Annotated in this window: 14 protein-coding genes and 7 tRNA genes; 16 read left to right on the top strand and 5 right to left on the bottom strand. The window is 39.1% G+C overall.

The window, feature by feature from the left end; genetic code table 11:
* Positions 1 to 11: 11 nt before the first annotated feature.
* From AA0X95_RS24120 to AA0X95_RS24090, 7 genes are all read left to right on the top strand, one after another.
* Positions 12 to 87: transfer RNA gene (locus AA0X95_RS24120), tRNA-His, on the top strand.
* Positions 88 to 111: 24 nt separating this feature from the next.
* Positions 112 to 186 (top strand) — tRNA-Gln (locus AA0X95_RS24115).
* Positions 187 to 190: 4 nt separating this feature from the next.
* Positions 191 to 265, top strand: a tRNA-Gly gene (locus AA0X95_RS24110).
* A gap of 8 nt (positions 266 to 273) precedes the next feature.
* Positions 274 to 347, top strand: a tRNA-Cys gene (locus AA0X95_RS24105).
* A 37-nt stretch (positions 348 to 384) separates the two neighbouring features.
* Positions 385 to 470: transfer RNA gene (locus AA0X95_RS24100), tRNA-Leu, on the top strand.
* Positions 471 to 495: 25 nt separating this feature from the next.
* Positions 496 to 576 (top strand) — tRNA-Leu (locus AA0X95_RS24095).
* A 527-nt stretch (positions 577 to 1103) separates the two neighbouring features.
* A complete protein-coding gene (locus AA0X95_RS24090; protein ID WP_413309800.1) occupies positions 1104 to 2285 on the top strand; it encodes an IS256 family transposase in 1182 nt (393 codons plus the stop codon).
* Between the two features lie 949 nt (positions 2286 to 3234).
* Here AA0X95_RS24090 and AA0X95_RS24085 read toward each other — a convergent pair.
* Positions 3235 to 3717: a hypothetical protein gene (locus AA0X95_RS24085; protein ID WP_413302514.1), complete on the bottom strand. Its 483-nt coding sequence runs from the start codon at positions 3715 to 3717 to the stop codon at positions 3235 to 3237.
* Between the two features lie 204 nt (positions 3718 to 3921).
* On the opposite strand from AA0X95_RS24085, the gene AA0X95_RS24080 reads away from it, so the two are divergent.
* Positions 3922 to 3995: transfer RNA gene (locus tag AA0X95_RS24080), tRNA-Gly, on the top strand.
* A gap of 89 nt (positions 3996 to 4084) precedes the next feature.
* Here AA0X95_RS24080 and AA0X95_RS24075 read toward each other — a convergent pair.
* Positions 4085 to 4750 carry a B3/4 domain-containing protein gene (locus AA0X95_RS24075; RefSeq protein ID WP_413302512.1) on the bottom strand — a complete coding sequence of 222 codons (666 nt, stop codon included), beginning with the start codon at positions 4748 to 4750 and terminating at the stop codon, positions 4085 to 4087.
* Positions 4751 to 4867: 117 nt separating this feature from the next.
* Here AA0X95_RS24075 and queG point away from each other — a divergent pair, with 117 nt between their 5' ends.
* The 6 genes from queG (at position 4868) to yhbH (ending at position 12364) form a co-directional block, all read left to right on the top strand.
* Positions 4868 to 5998, top strand: coding sequence for a tRNA epoxyqueuosine(34) reductase QueG (gene queG, locus AA0X95_RS24070; RefSeq protein WP_413302509.1), 1131 nt, complete (start codon positions 4868 to 4870; stop codon positions 5996 to 5998).
* A gap of 86 nt (positions 5999 to 6084) precedes the next feature.
* Positions 6085 to 6960 (top strand): amidase domain-containing protein, encoded by an 876-nt coding sequence (locus tag AA0X95_RS24065; RefSeq protein WP_413302506.1) that lies wholly within the window; start codon positions 6085 to 6087, stop codon positions 6958 to 6960.
* A 111-nt stretch (positions 6961 to 7071) separates the two neighbouring features.
* Positions 7072 to 7545, top strand: a complete 474-nt coding sequence (gene trmL, locus AA0X95_RS24060; protein WP_413302504.1) for a tRNA (uridine(34)/cytosine(34)/5-carboxymethylaminomethyluridine(34)-2'-O)-methyltransferase TrmL — start codon at positions 7072 to 7074, stop codon at positions 7543 to 7545.
* Positions 7546 to 7599: 54 nt separating this feature from the next.
* Positions 7600 to 8349, top strand: a complete 750-nt coding sequence (gene nfsA / locus AA0X95_RS24055; RefSeq protein WP_413302502.1) for an oxygen-insensitive NADPH nitroreductase — start codon at positions 7600 to 7602, stop codon at positions 8347 to 8349.
* A 479-nt stretch (positions 8350 to 8828) separates the two neighbouring features.
* Positions 8829 to 10724, top strand: coding sequence for a PrkA family serine protein kinase (locus AA0X95_RS24050; RefSeq protein WP_413302500.1), 1896 nt, complete (start codon positions 8829 to 8831; stop codon positions 10722 to 10724).
* 473 nt (positions 10725 to 11197) lie between these two features.
* Positions 11198 to 12364 (top strand): sporulation protein YhbH, encoded by a 1167-nt coding sequence (gene yhbH / locus AA0X95_RS24045; protein ID WP_413302497.1) that lies wholly within the window; start codon positions 11198 to 11200, stop codon positions 12362 to 12364.
* A 101-nt stretch (positions 12365 to 12465) separates the two neighbouring features.
* Here the strand turns inward: yhbH and AA0X95_RS24040 are convergent, their stop codons facing one another.
* On the bottom strand, positions 12466 to 13311 hold the full coding sequence (locus AA0X95_RS24040; protein WP_413302494.1) for a MurR/RpiR family transcriptional regulator: 846 nt from the start codon (positions 13309 to 13311) through the stop codon (positions 12466 to 12468).
* A gap of 146 nt (positions 13312 to 13457) precedes the next feature.
* Here AA0X95_RS24040 and gnd point away from each other — a divergent pair, with 146 nt between their 5' ends.
* Together gnd and AA0X95_RS24030 are read left to right on the top strand one after the other, a co-directional pair.
* Entirely contained in the window at positions 13458 to 14354 is an 897-nt protein-coding gene (gene gnd / locus AA0X95_RS24035) for a phosphogluconate dehydrogenase (NAD(+)-dependent, decarboxylating) (RefSeq protein WP_413302491.1), read from the top strand.
* A gap of 159 nt (positions 14355 to 14513) precedes the next feature.
* Positions 14514 to 15518, top strand: a complete 1005-nt coding sequence (locus AA0X95_RS24030) for a CAP domain-containing protein (RefSeq protein ID WP_413302488.1) — start codon at positions 14514 to 14516, stop codon at positions 15516 to 15518.
* Positions 15519 to 15552: 34 nt separating this feature from the next.
* Here AA0X95_RS24030 and AA0X95_RS24025 read toward each other — a convergent pair whose 3' ends face one another.
* Positions 15553 to 16833: an ATP-binding protein gene (locus AA0X95_RS24025; protein ID WP_413302485.1), complete on the bottom strand. Its 1281-nt coding sequence runs from the start codon at positions 16831 to 16833 to the stop codon at positions 15553 to 15555.
* A gap of 325 nt (positions 16834 to 17158) precedes the next feature.
* On the bottom strand, positions 17159 to 17824 hold the full coding sequence (locus AA0X95_RS24020; protein ID WP_413302483.1) for an FMN-dependent NADH-azoreductase: 666 nt from the start codon (positions 17822 to 17824) through the stop codon (positions 17159 to 17161).
* Positions 17825 to 18019: the final 195 nt, after the last annotated feature.

The following is an 18019-nucleotide window of genomic DNA, read 5'->3' as shown; positions in this document are numbered from 1 at the left end:
TATATATTGTGGCGATTGTGGCGAAGTGGTTAACGCACCTGATTGTGGTTCAGGCATTCGTGGGTTCGATTCCCATCAGTCGCCCCATAATATTTTAACTTATTTGAGCATTGGGCTATAGCCAAGCGGTAAGGCATCGCACTTTGACTGCGACATGCGTTGGTTCAAATCCAGCTAGCCCAGCCATTTTGCGGAAGTAGTTCAGTGGTAGAACACCACCTTGCCAAGGTGGGGGTCGCGGGTTCGAATCCCGTCTTCCGCTCCATAATTTACGGCGGCATAGCCAAGTGGTAAGGCAGAGGTCTGCAAAACCTTTACCACCGGTTCGAATCCGGTTGCCGCCTCCATAAAATTTATACAGTGCATATTCTACTTTTTATATACGCCGGGGTGGCGGAACTGGCAGACGCACAGGACTTAAAATCCTGCGGTAGGTGACTACCGTACCGGTTCGATTCCGGTCCTCGGCACTGATTTACAACAACATTTTAATATGCCGGTGTGGCGGAATTGGCAGACGCGCACGACTCAAAATCGTGTTCCTCTGGAGTGTCGGTTCGACCCCGACCACCGGTATCATGAAAAAACACTTCTTATTTCATTATAAGAAGTGTTTTTTTTGTTTTTGTAAATGATATTCAACGAAGCAGCATAGGGTCTATATGCGGCAAATGATAAACAGGGTAAGGTAGAAAAGATCTATGTGCCACAAATGAGTGATAAACAGAGAAAAGGGTAATGAAAAGCTGTCTACGAGCCCGAATTGCCTGATGGAGAAGGGGTACGGTCGCATAGAAGGGATCTATGAGCCTGAATTGCCTGATGGAGAAGGGGTACGGTCGCATAGACAGGCACTATGAGCCCGAATTGCTTGATGGAGAAGGATAGAAGGGTTCTATGAGCCCAAATTGCTTGATAGAGAAGGGTTACGGTCGCATAGGCAGGCTCTATGAACCCGAATTGCATGAAAGAGAAGGGTTACGGTCGAATAGAAGGGTTCTATGGATTAAGTCCATATAATTGTGTAAAAAGAAAATAGGTCATCATCATGACCCGTGTTACAATGTTTTCGACCAAGAAAACCATAAACGGAGGACATGATGATGACCCAAATCAATATTACTATAAACTTAGAAGATCTCAAAGAAAAAGTTGAAAGCAGCTCATTAGAATCACCAGTTAAGGCTTCTTTATCACTCATTTTAAATTCTTTAATGGAAAAAGAAAGAGATGAATATATTAATGCTCTTTCTCATGAAAGAACCGAAGATCGGAGGGGCTATCGAAATGGTTACTATGAGCGTGAACTCATTACTGGTGTAGGTTCTCTCAAACTAAAAGTTCCTCGTACCAGAGACGGTGAATTTTCTACTTCTATCTTTGAAAAATTTAAACGCTGCGATCAAGCTCTAATTCTTTCTATGATTGAAATGGTTGTAAATGGTGTTTCTACACGTAAAATCACAAAAATTGTAGAGGAATTATGCGGGAAGAGTGTGTCCAAATCACTTGTTTCCAATCTAATGAAGACCGTAGACCCCATCATCAACGACTGGAGAAACCGTCCACTTAACGTTCATTATTATCCATATGTGTACGTGGATGCTATGTACATTAAAGTTCGTGAGAACGATAGAGTAGTTTCTAAAAGTGTTCATATTGCGGTTGGAGTTAGTGAAAGCGGTCATAGAGAGATCATTGGCCTCAAAGTCAATCACACCGAATCCACTGATAGCTGGACTTCCTTCTTCGAATACTTAAAGTCCAGAGGTCTTCAATCCCCTAAAATGGTGATTTCTGATGCTCATGGTGGCTTAGTTACCTCCATTAAAGAATCATTTTTAGGAACTTCATGGCAGAGGTGTAGTGTTCATTTTTTAAGAAATATCATGGATACTATGCCGAAAAAAGGTACTGCTGAGGCTCGTCAGGAATTAAAAGACCTCTTTCAAAACTCAGATTTAAGTGTGGTAAGAGACTTGAAAAATCGCTTTGTAGAGAAGTATCAAGATACCAAGGGATTCGCAAAAGTAATTGAAACATTAGAAAATGGCTTTGAAGATGCAATCCAATTTCATTCACAGCCGGTCCAGTATCATAAGCACTTACGCACAACGAATATGCTAGAGCGCTTAAACCAAGAAGTACGGAGAAGAGAAAAAGTCATACGTATTTTTACAAATGATTTTTCCGCTATCCGAATAATTGGATCCGTATTAATGGATATTGAAAAAGATTGGAACAAAAATAATGTTCCTTACCTCAAGAAAACAAATGAAAAATAACTCTCTACTCAAGTGGAGTGGAAAAGCCTAATTTCGAATTGACATCGAGCCTCCAGCGGGCATGATGTAACGCCAGGAAGCCAGGAGTTTAACAACACCTGGCTTGCCCTCCTAGGCTATCATGCCCGCCTCTCAATGTAAATTCGAAATAATATAGTTCACCTTACTAATTTTTTTATTGATCGGAATCATTGTTGACACTTTTACACAATTAAATGGACTTGACTGTTCTATGAGCCCAAATTGCCTGATGGAGAAGGGTTACGGTCGCATAGACAGGCACTATGAACCCGAATTGCCTGATGGAGAAGGGTTACGGTCGCATAGGCAGGCTCTATGAACCCGAATTGCATGAAAGAGGAGGGGTTACGGTCGCATAGAAGGGTTCTATGAGCCCGAAATGCCTGATGGAGAAGGGTTACGGTCGCATAGGCGGCTCTATGAAACCGAATAGCATGAAAGAGAAGGGGTTACGGTCGCATAGACAGGCACTATGAGCCCGAATTGCTTGATGGAGAAGGATTACGGTCGCATAGAAGGGTTCTATGAGCCCAAATTGCTTGATAGAGAAGGGTTACGGTCGCATAGAAGGGTTCTACGAGCCGAACTGCCTGATGGAGAAACAAAAACACCTTGCTTGCCTTCCACCTCTAGGAAATTATGCCAGCCTCACAATGTAAACTCAAAATGTAATTCACCTTACTTAATTTTTTTATTAGTAGAAACCATTGTAGACACTTTTACACAATTAAATGGACTTGACTGTCTACGTGCCCCCAATGATTGATAAAGAAAATGGTAACGTAGAAACGATCAACGTTACCAATATCAGTAACAAACAGGGAAAACGTTACGTAAACACGCCAAAGCCCTTCAACAGGTAGTAGTACAAAATTGCCCACAAGCAAGAATAAAGTAACCATATAAAATAAAAAACGAGCATTGCCCGTTAATTGTTTTCTCCATATTTGGTTACGCCGAAATAATCACTTGTTGCGTATTTGTTATATTTAACATCTAAATCATGAAACATCCGATGTACATCAATCAAATAAGAAACATCCTTTGTTTCATCTGCCTGTTCCAATAAATCATGAGTTACCATAAAATCCGATTTTAAATCTGGATCAACAACCGATTCAATCATTTTATTCAAGTTCTCTATGTAGTCTTTATATTTGTTATGAAAAAGAGAAAAATTAAAATCTTTACTTCTTCCCCAGCATAACTCTTCATTCCAATAATTATGATTAATTTTAATGTATTCCCCAATATCCGCTTCGTTTACATTCGCTTGTACTAGCTGCTGAACAGGCAATTCATTTGAGGCAGCTTGGTAAGACTTGAAATAAATCGTAACAGCGGAACCAATCACTATAGCTATGAATAAGATTGTAGAGAGAATGATCGGTTTCCTTCGAATAAAGCTCACCTCACTAGAATAGTAGTTAAAGATTTTAATATAGAGTAGCAAATTTTTTTAATGATGTCATTTAAAATGGGAATAAATCAGTCATATGTTTTTTGATGTTATTCGACAAAATTTGCGTTATCCTCTTGACGAGTCCAAAAAAAGTGTGTATTATTGTAAGGGTCAACTCGTTCAATTCGTACAATAAGTTGTCACAAAATATATGCGGGTGTAGTTTACTGGTAAAACCTCAGCCTTCCAAGCTGATGTAGTGGGTTCGATTCCCATCACCCGCTCCATACATATTAACTAACGCAGTGTATCGTTACAAAGAGAACGATGCATTGCGTTTTTTTCTTTTTACAGAAAAAAAGATGCCTGACTGGCATCATGTAAGAATGTGGTAGGATGCTTCCCCGCCATGTAGTTGAACAAACATATTCATTAAAGATTCTGTTAGCTTCTCTGCGTTATGATGATCAGTGGATGGTCTTAAATAGATAAGTTGAAGAGCATGTTTTGTTTCTACCGAAACAGGGGCTCTATCAGAATCCACAAAAGGACTTCCAAATGGGCCGTTCTCATCGGCTGATACAATAAGATGCGCCAAAGAATTTAAACGCCCATTTAAGCCCACGTATTCCTCTTCTTCGTCCCCAAAGCGAATACTAACGGGACCATTCAAACATTCTTGGTCGTAAATACCGATAGGTACTTGGTATTGTAGAGAGAAAAAATTATTAATATCGATTGCACTTTGTACAGACGAAAGATAATTCTGTTTCTGTATCCTTCTGTATAAAGCTTCGACAGATGGCCGGTATCGGTTCGGGTCCTTACCATTCTTTTTAAAAAGCGTCCTCCATTCCTTAACCCCAGGTAGCTCTGTAACAGGTGTATTTTCTAAATCAAAATAAATAGACTCCTGGAATAGCTGGAGCCTGCCTCTTAACATTTGAGGTGAATCTCCGACCATTATATTTTTATATTGGATAACACCTAGTTTAAAGTCAGGAATTTGTTTCTTTATTTCTTGTGAGAGTTGAATTTCCAACGATTCCACCTCCAAATTTCATTTAAAATAGTTTATCATAAATAGAAGTGCAACCAATAATTTAAACAATCGGACCACAACTAATATAAAGAAACTTTGGGGGAAGGAGGAACCCATTTGGATGTCAAACAATTAAAAAAAGACCTAATTGCTTACAGCAAGGAAATTGGGATTGATAAGATCGGTTTTACAACCGCAGACGTATTCAGTGAATTGAAAAATAGATTAATTAGACAACAAGAACTAGGCTATCATTCGGGTTTTGAAGAGCCAGATATAGAGAAACGCGTGACACCTGCTCTTTTAATGGAGGAACCACGTTCCATTATTGCGATTGCCCTTGCCTATCCATCAAAAATGAATGAACGTGTAGCAGGAAAGAAGGGTGAACGAAGAGGATTCTTCAGCAGGGCTTCTTGGGGACTCGATTATCACCATGTTTTACGTGACAGACTAAAGAAACTTGAAGAGTTTATTTTAACAAAGGTCCCAGAGGCAAGGTTAAAATCAATGGTCGATACGGGCGAGCTTTCTGACAGGGCCGTTGCCGAGCGAGCTGGAATCGGATGGAGTGGGAAGAACTGTGCCATAATTACTCCAGAGTTTGGATCTTATGTCTATTTAGGGGAAATGATTACAAGTATACCATTTGAACCGGATACACCTATTGAGGACCAGTGTGGTACTTGTACGAGGTGTCTAGATGCTTGTCCTACGGGTGCATTAGTCCAAGGGGGACAGATTAATGCACAGCACTGCATTTCTTTTTTAACACAAACAAAAGAGCTAATTCCAGATGAATTTCGCGACAAGATTGGAAACCGCATTTATGGATGTGATTCCTGCCAAACCGCATGCCCAGTGAACAAAGGGAAAAACTATCATTTCCACGAAGAAATGAATCCTAATCCAGAAGTAGCCAAGCCGTTATTAAAGCCGATTTTAAAATTGAGTAACCGCGAGTTTAAAAACCAATTTGGTTCGGTGGCTGGATCTTGGAGAGGAAAAAAGCCAATTCAACGAAATGCCATAATTGCCCTTGCTCATTTTAAAGATGATACAGCTATTCCTGACTTAATCGAAGTATTAGAAAAGGAAGCAAGTCCGGTATCGAGGGGAACGGCTGCATGGGCGCTTGGGAAAATAGGTGGTGAATCCGCTCGCGCTGCTCTTTTAAGGGCAAAAGAGAAAGAAACAGAGAGCGAAGTTCAACTAGAAATTGACAAAAGTTTAACTCAAATTCAATAAGTGAAGGGCGAACCAAATGGTTTCGCTCTTTTTTATATTAAATCCAACTTTCCTTCATATGTATGAAAGAAAGGGGTGAAGAAATAATGTTTGAATTGCTTCAGGACCTGTTTGAAAAAAGAGTGGATCAATTTGTTACCGATAAAAGAAGCCATAGAGTATTTTTTCCGAAAGCTGAGAAAAAACAGGCAGCATTAGCCAAAAGGTCGGCAGAAATTGTAAAGGTGAAAGCCACAGGCAAAATTATTGAGGAAGTTCCGGAAGAGGAATTTCAAACGGTAAAATACCTTGCGCATTATCAATACTTAATTAAGCAAAAAGGAATCCTCTACTTGGAAGAAGAGATGGAAGAAAGATTGGCGAAGTTCTACAAAGGTGCTTTAGTCATGGACGAAGAAAGAATTCCAAAGGAAGATGTATACTCTCACCAAGGGACAATAGAAGCAGTGACTGATGAACCAGATGAAAGGTTAAGCTATCAATACGATCGCTTGAAGGCAGTACAATATGCGGAGCGCTGGTGGAATAGCTACAACCCTGCGTACAAGAAATTCGAAGTAGATTGTACTAACTTTATTTCACAATGCCTTCATACAGGAGGAGCCCCCATGAGAGGATATCCCAATCGCGGGACTGGTTGGTGGCTGCAAAGTAGCAATTGGAGCTATAGCTGGGCTGTAGCTAATTCACTTAGGGTATACTTAGGGAATTCAAAGGCGGGTTTAAGGGCTAGGGAAGTCAGCAGTCCGGATCAATTATTACTGGGAGACGTTATTTGCTATGATTTTGAGGGAGATGGCCGTTACAATCACAACACCATCGTAACCGGAAAAGATGCCAATGGAATGCCTTTAGTAAATGCCCATACCTATAATAGTCGTAAGCGCTATTGGGCATATGAGGATTCCTCAGCATATACCCCAAATATTAAATATAAGTTCTTTAGCATTACCGATTCATAAGTCCACACTATTCTACTTCTATGTCTGCCTTTTCTTGGTGTGTGATTGTTTAAAAGAAGGAATGAGAGTGGTATAATTGCTTTTGTAGTTTTTTCAACTGGGGTGAGGTTTTTGGCTATACACGTAGTACTATATCAACCACAAATACCTTCTAATACAGGAAACATCGCAAGGACTTGTGCAGGTACTAATACCCATTTACATCTAATCCGTCCGTTAGGTTTTTCAACTGATGATAAGATGTTGAAAAGAGCAGGTCTGGATTATTGGGAGCATGTAAATATCACGTATTATGATTCCTTAGAAGAATTTTACGAAAAAAATGCTGGCGGTGAATTCTTTTACTTAACGAAATTTGGGCAAAAGCCTCATAGCAGTTTCGATTACAGTAACCTAGAAAAGGAATATTATTTTATTTTCGGAAAGGAAACAACCGGTTTACCGAAGGACGTCATTGATAATAATAAAGAGGTAAGCCTAAGGATCCCGATGACCAAAAATATTCGTTCGTTAAATCTTTCTAATACTGCAGCTATCCTTATTTATGAAGCACTTCGTCAGCAAAACTATCCAAATCTAGATTAAGTGAAGGAGGCCCAGATTCTTGGGTCTCTTTTTGTAAAAGGAAGGGACCTTACCATGAATGAAATCATCACGACCATTCTAAACCATCGCTCTATACGGCATTTTGAGGACAAGCCTTTAACAGAAGAGCAGATTAAGACCATTGTATTGAGTGCGCAGGCGGCTTCTACGTCAAGCTATATTCAAGCCTATTCCATTATTGGTGTGAAGGATCAAGAGAAAAAGAAAAAGTTGGCCGAATTAGCAGGCAATCAGGAATATGTTGAAAAAAATGGCCATTTTTTTGTTTTTTGTGCAGATCTTTATCGTCATAGCATCATAGGGAAAGAAGAACAAAAAGAAGTCAACCCATCAATAGAAAGCACAGAAAAATTTATGGTGGGGCTGATAGATGCTTCCCTAGCGGCTCAAAACGCTGCTATTGCGGCTGAATCTCTTGGATTAGGCATTTGTTATATTGGAGGGATCCGAAACAACTTAGAAGAGGTGAAAAAGCTTTTAAAAATACCAGACCGTGTCATTCCTTTGTTTGGACTTGCCGTGGGGTATCCTACCAAAATGACAGACCGAAAGCCAAGATTACCTTTTGAACATGTTTATCATGAAAATGAATACGAACAAGATATGGAGGTATATTTGAAACAGCTTAGGGAGTACGACGAACTTATCTCAGACTATTATGAACAAAGGACCGGCGGGAAAAGAAAGGATCGCTGGACTGAGCAGATGGGCACTATGCTGGAAAAACAAAGTAGGATGTATATGAAGGAGTTTATTCAAAAAAATAAATTAGATATACGGTAAAAGGCTGCCTTACATGGCAGCCTTTTTATACATTTTAAGAAAGATAATCTTCGAACTTCGAGAATTGTCCAGCTCCAGCGCCTAGCCCCTCGGGTCAAATAACCTTCAGCAATAAAAGTCAAAGAGCGACTTTTCTTGCTGAAGAACATTTGCCTGTCGGGGCTGACCAAGGCGCTTCCGCTTTTCTATTTTGTTGAACCGGGCTTGTCATTATAACCTGCAGTGAAGATTGCTGCCAAAAATGTAATCATTACTAAAACAACGATGAAAGTATTCATGTTATGTATTGCCCCCTTCTTCTTACGTATTTTCATTTTTTACCCATATGATTTTATTATATCCTATCTTTAAAAAATGAAAAGTGTAAGATTTCCTGTACGAATAAAAAAGATAAAGAGTCACTCTCACACGCATGTTCAAGTTCATTGGTGCATAGAGTATATTAATCGTCTCTGATTAAGCTACAGGGGGAGGGCCTTATGGATATTTTAAAAAAAATCGAGATGTATCGAGAAGAAGAGGAAAAACTTCGTTGGGAAGGATCATTCGCTGATTATTTATTGTTGCTAAAGGAAAAGCCATGGGTAGCACAATCTGCACATTCTCGAGTTTATAATATGCTTAAAGATGCAGGGATTGAAGAGGTAAAAGGGACGAAAAGGTACAACTTTTTCAGCAATCAATTATTTGGTCTAGAAGAGTCTTTGGAGCGTTTAGTGGAAGAATATTTCCATCCTGCAGCTAAAAGACTGGATGTCAGAAAGCGGATTTTACTGTTGATGGGTCCAGTAAGTGGCGGGAAATCAACACTTGTTACTATGTTAAAAAGAGGATTAGAAGCCTATTCGCATACCGATAGGGGTTCTGTATTTGCCATTAAAGGCTGTCCGATGCATGAAGACCCGCTGCATTTAATTCCACATCATCTACGTAGAGATTTCTTTGAGGAATATGGTATAAGAATTGAAGGAAATCTTTCACCGCTCAATATGATGCGCCTTGAGCAGGAGTATGGCGGCAGGATTGAAGATGTTCAAGTAGAAAGAATCTTTTTCTCAGAGGATAAGAGAACAGGAATCGGAACATTTAGTCCATCCGATCCTAAGTCACAGGATATTGCCGATTTAACAGGAAGTATTGATTTTTCAACCATTGCCGAATTTGGTTCCGAGTCTGACCCTAGAGCCTATCGTTTCGATGGTGAGCTGAATAAAGCTAATCGAGGGATGATGGAATTCCAAGAGATGCTAAAATGTGATGAGAAATTCCTTTGGCATTTACTTTCCTTGACACAAGAGGGGAACTTTAAAGCTGGAAGATTTGCGTTAATTTCTGCTGATGAATTAATTGTGGCTCACACGAACGAAACCGAGTACCGATCCTTTATCTCCAATAAGAAGAATGAGGCATTGCATTCACGGATTATCGTTATGCCAATTCCATATAACCTTAAGGTTTCTCAAGAAGAAAGAATTTATGAAAAAATGATAAATGAAAGTGATGTTTCCGATGTTCATATTGCTCCACATACGTTAAAGGTGGCAGCGATGTTCACTATTTTAACCCGCTTAAAGGAGCCTAAAAAAGGGGATATTGATTTACTGAAGAAAATGCGCCTTTATGATGGGGAAAGCGTGGAAGGTTTTAATACAGCCGATATAGAAGAACTCAAAAAGGAATATCCTGATGAGGGCATGAGCGGTATTGACCCACGTTACGTGATCAATAGAATTTCCTCTACTATTATTAGAAAAGAAGTACCTTCAATTAATGCCTTAGACGTGTTACGGTCGTTAAAGGATGGGTTGGACCAACACCCTTCTATTACAGCAGAACTGCGTGAACGCTATATGAATTATATTTCTTTAGCAAGAAAAGAGTATGATAATATTGCAAAGAAAGAAGTTCAAAAAGCGTTTGTGTATTCGTATGAAGAGTCTGCAAAAACACTCATGGACAATTATTTGGATAATGTAGAAGCATACTGCAATAAGAATAAGCTCCGGGATCAATTAACTGGAGAGGAAATCAATCCGGACGAAAAGCTTATGCGTTCAATAGAGGAACAAATAGGGATATCGGAAAATGCGAAGAAAGCCTTCAGAGAAGAAGTATTAATCCGTATTTCTGCTTACGCAAGAAAAGGGAAACGGTTTGACTATAATTCGCATGACCGACTACGTGAAGCTATTCAGAAGAAGCTCTTTGCTGATTTAAAGGATGTTGTAAAAATTACTACTTCTTCAAAAACTCCAGATGAGCAGCAGTTGAAGAAGATCAATGATGTAGTGGCTCGTTTAGTAGATGAACATGGATATAATTCAACTTCAGCTAATGAATTACTACGTTATGTTGGTAGTTTATTAAACCGATAACTAGGATTAAAATAGGAAGGACTGGCAGAGAGAATCTGTCAGTCTCTTTTTTTCAAAATAAGAAAAGAATGTATAAAATTCGACTTCGAGAATTGTCCAGCTCCAGCGCCTAGCCAGTTTTCATCCTGAATAATCTTCCTTGAGTATCTTGTAACAATCATGGCTTGATAAAGCGATGATTGTTACAGCTCGGGTCAAATAACCTTCGGCAATAAAAGTCAAAAGGCGGACTTTTATTGCCGAAGAACATTTGCCAGTCGGGGCTGACCAAGGCGCTTGCGCTTTTCTTTGTAACTCGTCCAATTTACTAGGCGAAAACCCAATTGTCAAAATTATTAGTAAATTATTTGTCACTCTTGCATAGGATAAAGTAATCCATATTTTAATTGAACTTTTTAATCGGATTATTTTATGTATTTATAAGAAAAAGTGTGCAACATGGATTTAAATAATTTCATAAGGAGGGGTTTACATTGTCTGTTAACAATCATCAATTCGTCATTTCAAGAGAAGATTGGTCCCTCCACCGTAAAGGCCACGATGACCAGCAGCGGCATCAGGAAAAAGTCCAGGAGGCAATTCGCAACAATCTTCCCGATCTCATTACTGAAGAGAGCATAATCATGTCTAATGGTCGAGATGTGGTAAAAATTCCAATTCGTTCGTTGGACGAATATAAAATTCGCTATAATTATGACAAAAACAAACACGTGGGCCAAGGTGACGGTGACAGTCAAGTCGGTGATGTTGTAGCACGTGACGGTTCTAGTGGGCAAAAAGGTCCGGGCAAAGGCCAAGGAGCAGGGGATCAGGCCGGAGAAGACTATTTTGAAGCAGAAGTGTCATTGATGGAGCTCGAGGAAGCATTATTTAAACAATTAGAGCTTCCGAACTTAAAAAGAAAAGAAGAGCAGGAACATCTTGTTGAAAATATTGAGTTCAACGATATCCGAAAAACAGGATTAATGGGTAATATTGATAAAAAACGTACCATGATGTCGGCATTTAAACGTAATGCCATGAGTGGGAAACCGGCATTTCATCCTATTTACAAAGACGATTTAAAGTTTAAGACTTGGAATGAAGTGGTGAAACCTGATTCAAAAGCCGTCGTTATTGCCATGATGGATACCAGTGGAAGTATGGGAATTTGGGAAAAGTATATGGCCCGCAGCTTTTTCTTCTGGATGACACGCTTTTTAAGAACCAAGTATGAAACAGTTGAAATTGAGTTTATCGCACATCATACCGAAGCCAAAATTGTGACGGAAGAAGATTTTTTTTCAAAAGGTGAAAGCGGTGGAACCATTTGTTCCTCTGCATATCGAAAAGCCTTAGAAATCATTGACAGTAAGTATAATCCACGAAAGTTCAACATTTATCCATTCCATTTTTCAGACGGTGATAATCTGACATCGGATAACGCTCGTTGTGTGAAGCTTGTAGAAGAGTTGATGAAGGTATCCAACATGTTTGGATATGGTGAGGTTAATCAGTATAACCGACATTCAACTCTCATGTCCGCATACAAGAATATCAAGGATGAACATTTCAGACATTATATCCTCAAACAAAAAGCAGATGTATTCCATGCCATGAAGAGCTTTTTTCAGAAGGAAGAATCCAAACAATACGCATAATCGTTAAACGACAGGTGGACACCTGTCGTTTATTTGTGTAAAAGACCGTAATGTAAAATGAAAAAATGTGAATAATAATTATAGGAGCATAAAAACATTGATCATGATTCTATTCGAGTGTCTGAAATGGCAGACCTTATTCTACCTAGAGATGCTTTGGCATGTTCTTTGTTTAAGACCATAATATTTACGTATAAGGCATCGATGAGACTTAATTGGGCAATCCGTGATGCTAACGCTTCAGAGCGGTATTCTGTTTCTTCTGAACTGGTAAAGATCGCTACATCTACCTTTTGACTTATTGGTGATTTTGGAAAACTGGTGATCCCAATGGATTTTGCTCCATTTTCACTGGCTACATTCAAAATATCAATTGTATCTTTATTTGCTCCAGAATGAGAGATGACAACAGCCAAATCCTTTTCTGTTAACTGTGAAGCGGACATGAGTTGAAAGTGGGAATCAATAAATGCGAACGCTTTAATTCCTGTTCGAATAAACTTATGGAATGCGTCCATTGCAATTACAGCCGACCCACCAGTTCCGTAAAAATGAACTCTTTCAGCCGTATGAATCATCTTAACTGCCCTTTGAATCGAATCGCTGTCCTGGAGCTGTAAGGTATTTTCTAAGGTTCTTATATTTGATTGAAATACTTTTTCAGTTACAGCCTTTTCATTATCACCCTCGGTAATTTCCTCATGAATTTGCTGGATGGGGGTAATGATTTCTGAGGCAAGTGCAATCTTCATTGCCTGGTACCCTTTAAATCCAATTCGCTTGCAAAAGCGGAAAACCGTGGCGTCAGCCATCCCGAGATCTTCAGCGACTTCGTTAATCGTGCTGTGAAGAATGTTCTCAGGATTGTCTAATATAAAATTAGCAATTTGTTTTTCCTTTTCACTAAATCTGGCATAGTAAGAGCGTATTTTACTTATGCAGCTCATCTGCAACCCTCATTTTTTTTGAATTACATAAATTATAGCATAAAAAGAATTTGTGAAAAAAATTTTCTTCAAAACAATTGATAAAAGAAATTTTTTTGACTATAGTAGTAAAAGATGAAAAAATATTTCATGAAGGGAACATACAAATGAAAATTGGATTAATTGGTTTAGGAAAAATGGGATATAGTTTAGCTTTAAATTTATTAGACCATAAACACGAGGTTGCAGCATTTGATGTAAATACAAAGGCAGTTACAGAAATTTCTGAAAAAGGTGGACAAGGCGTTAACTCATTAACAGAATTAGTTTCATCTCTTCCATCTCCGAGAGTTGTATGGGTAATGGTACCAGCGGGTCAAATTACAAATAACGTACTTCAAGAACTTAAAGAATTACTTGCCGAGGGAGATATCGTAATAGAAGGTGGAAATTCTCACTATAAAGAATCAATCGCACGCGGAAAAGAATTTGCTGAAAAGGGCATCCATTTCCTTGATGTTGGTACGAGTGGAGGAGTGGAAGGTGCAAGAAATGGTGCTTGTACCATGATTGGTGGAAACAAAGAAGCATTCCAGCATGTAGAAGAAATTTTTGAACATATTTGTGTAGAAAACGGCTATCTTTATGCAGGAGAAAGTGGAAGCGGTCATTATTTAAAGATGATACATAATGGAATTGAGTATGGAATGATGCAGTCAATTGCTGAAGGTTTTGAGCTGCTTGATAAAAGTCCATATGATTATGATTTTGAGCAGGTTGCAAGGGTATGGAGTAACGGGTCTGTGATTCGCTCTTGGTTAATGGAATTGACACAAAATGCTTTTTCAAAGGATGCAAAGCTTGATGGAATTAAAGGAATCATGCATTCTTCAGGGGAAGGAAAATGGACTGTAGAAACAGCCTTAGACCTTCAAACGGCTTCCCCAGTAATTGCTCTATCTCTTATGATGAGATATCGTTCGTTAGAAGAGGACACTTTCTCAGGAAAAGTGGTTTCTGCTTTAAGAAATGAATTTGGCGGACACGGAGTTGTAAGTAAATAATTGAATTGGTAGAACAGCAGATGGAATTTCCATCTGTTGTTTTTTATTTCCCTAAAATCCTTTTTCTTTTCATTCAGACGTTTATTACCATTCATAGTTCTTCACAAAAAATAAAAAATAAGGAGGTAAGAAAACTTTTGAAAAAAGGGGGTTTTTCGATTGATAAAAAAACCAGCAGGAATTCTTCTAACAGCGGTCCTCACAATGGGGTTAGCAGCTTGTAACAACAATGCTCGTAATGATATCAACGATCGAGACCGAGTGGGAATGAACACAAACCGCAATGACCACATTCTTGATGTTCGAAATGGACGAGATGATGGGATTGACCATAATGGTCCGCTTACAGAGGATTATACAAATACTAACAACAGCCAAAGTGATACCGATCGTAATTGGTTTAATAATAAACGGAAAATAAATAGAAATAATGATGATATGATTTCCGCTTACCAAACCAATTTGAACAGTAATCAATATCCTCATACTAGTGCTGTATTGGTTCGAGACGCCAAGTACCAATTTGTTCAAATTGACCCAAAACAGGGTTGGGCAGGGATCATGAATCAAATCCAGCCGTATATTCAGCAGCAATTGCCAACTGGTCAAGCACCTGCGGGTCAGCCGGCACCACAGCAGACTCAACCGGCGCCTAAGCAAACCACACCAATGGCACCGAAGCAGACGCAGCCTGCACCAACGGCTCCAGCACCAGCACCAAAGCAGGCACAGCCTGCACAACCAGCACCAAAGCAGCCGGCAACGAATGCACCAACTAGTGGAACAGTTAGCCAATATGTACAACAAGTCATTAACCTAACAAACGCTCAAAGAAGTAAAAATGGACTTCCAGCATTGAAAGCTGATACCCAATTAAGTGGGGTAGCTCAGAAAAAATCACAAGATATGCAGCAAAATCATTACTTTTCACATACCAGTCCAACGTACGGATCTCCTTTCGACATGATGAGAGATTTTGGCGTGACTTATAAGTCTGCTGGTGAAAATATTGCTCAAGGACAACAAACACCGCAAGAAGTAGTTACTGCGTGGATGAACAGCGAAGGACATCGTAAAAACATCCTCAGTCCAAATTTCACTCACATTGGAGTTGGATTTGAACAGACTGGGAAGCATTGGACACAAATGTTTATTGGGAAATAAAGTAAAAAAACAAACAAGGCTGACTCACCGTGAGTCAGCCTTCATTCGCTTTAGAATCATTCATTTTCATGAAATTCGTCAGAGCAGGGAATACAAATTGAAAGATTGTTCCTTTGTCTACTTCACTATCTACCCAAATTTCACCATCCATGGCACGAACAATACTATACACGACCATCATGCCTAAACCAGTACCATTTTTCCCTTTAGTGGAGTAAAAAGGTTCCCCTAATCGATCAAGCTGATCCTTAGTCATACCAACTCCTGTGTCTGTCACTTTAATGGTGATACAGCTTTGGTTATATTCAGATGATAATGTTAAGTGGCCGCCATGAGGCATTGATTCAATTGCATTTTTTAGGACATTAATAAAGCATTGTCGAAATTTTTGTCTGTCCCCTTTAATGAATCCAATGACTGAGAAATCGGTATTAATCTCAACCGAATTCTGATTGGCTAAAGGCTGAAGAATATTGATAATTTGTCGGAGTTCACTTTTTACATTCAATTCTTCAAAGGTTTCTAAGTCTGGTTTCGCAAAGGTTAAATAATCTTGGATGACCCTTTCAGCAGAATGTAACTCTTCCTTTACAATGGATAAATACTCCTTCCTTTTCTGTCTTGGTAGATAATCATCCTGTAAAAGTTGAACAAAACCGCTGGCTGCCGTTAGAGGATTACGAATCTCATGGGAAATTGCAGCCCCCATTTGTTCAACTGCTTTTAATTTTTCTGCCTTTATAAGCTGTTGGCGCATCTCTGTATTTTTTATAACAAATTCTATTGAGTAAGAAAGGATGCCGATACCGAGGGAAGGAATGACCAAATAGGCAAACCAAGCATCGAACCAGTTTGTTTGAGTATTGCTAAAGCTCATGCCCAGGACTGTAATGATGGAAAGGATCATACCCATACAAACAGTGGTAAATATTCGTCGAACGGGAACCTGCTTCCAAAACCATGGGTACATACGGCAAAAAATAATAATAAGTGGTGCATAAAGGATGGTTGTTTGAAGAAAACCTAAATTTAATCCGTAGAAACTTCTTAGGATTATTACTGATAATACAAGGATGGGTCCGATTCCTACATAAAGGCCACCAAGTACTAATGGAATAATCCTTAAATCGTACCGGGCATAGGGAACTGGATTATAGGAGAATTGAATACATAACAATAGCAAGACGCTAAAGATTAAGACTAATGAGGGTTTAGAAAAGGTGAATTTTTTACTTTTTTCAAGAATAAGCAAACCAAAGAAAAGCAGTATAATTAAAAGGGAGAGATTTAAGAAAAGGTGTTTCGTAATTTCCATAAACATCACCGTCCATTAGGGCTGATAGGAAAATTTTACAGGTATTTCCCTTATTATACAACAAAATTCGCGAAATTTTTAGAAAGTTATACAAAAAGTAAGGTCTAAAGAAAAGGGCTTTAATCTTGTATGTTGATTTCCGCTCCAGGCGCTTCGCTTTCCGCGGGCGGTCGGGGAGCCTCCTCGTCGCTTCGCTCCTGCGGGGTCTCCCCTGACACGCTTTTCCCGCAGGAGTCTTCGCGCCTTCCGCTCCAATCAACAGAACGGAAAAAATTCTACAATATGCTTTAACAAGCAAAACTAAAAGGCCTCCTAAGGAAGCTTTTTAGTTTAGTGCGGTGATTGGTTCACGGCTAAATTCTATTGCAGCTAATTTTGCATTTTCCTTTGCATTGGCTAAGATTTCAGGTACTCTTTGTGGATAAAGATCAAACCCTTCAGCCACGAGTGTATCCATTACGTTTATGCCCAGGAAGGTAAGGGCTATTCTTAAATATCGGTCACCTGATTCCATGTCTTGAAGTGGGGTTCCAGTATATTGTCCTCCTCTGGTCTGAATATGAATGGCTTTTTTATCTGTTAAAAGTCCTTTTGGTCCATTTGATGTATGGGCAAAGGTTTTGCCTGCAATAAATAGGTTATCTAAAAAGGCTTTTACTACGGCGGGGGAATTTAAATTCCACATAGGTGACACAAAAACGTAATAGTCATAGGAGATAAATTCATCCGCAAGGGCGTGCATCTTTAATATTTTTTCTCTTTCCACTTCGGACAATTGATCTAATGTATATCCATACCCAGCTAATTTCCCCCTAGCAAACACTAAGTCAGCATCCATTTGAGCAAAGTCTAATGAAAATAAATCCATTCTTTTAATTTCAACATCGGGGCGCTGCTGTTGGTAGACCTCAAGGAAAGCTTCACCGATTTGTAATCCCTTTGATTTTTCAAGTCCTTTGGGGTTTGCAGTTATATAAAGTAGTTTTTTCACTAAAACACAACCTATCTGAATGTATTTAATTTCTTACTCTCATTATAGAAAAAATACCTTTGCTCAACATTGAACAAACAGTGACGTTCATGAACATTAAGTGTCAACTTTAGTCTGTGTAAAGGAAAAGTGTTGATTTTTATACCCTGTTGATTGGAGCGGAAGGCACGGAGACTCCTGCGGGAGTACGGGACA

Source organism: Neobacillus phoenicis, from assembly GCF_047302305.1.
Taxonomy (GTDB): Bacteria; Bacillota; Bacilli; order Bacillales; family Cytobacillaceae; genus Neobacillus.
The sequence above is the reverse complement of the archived record's forward strand: the minus strand, read 5'-3'. Positions and strand labels throughout refer to the sequence as shown.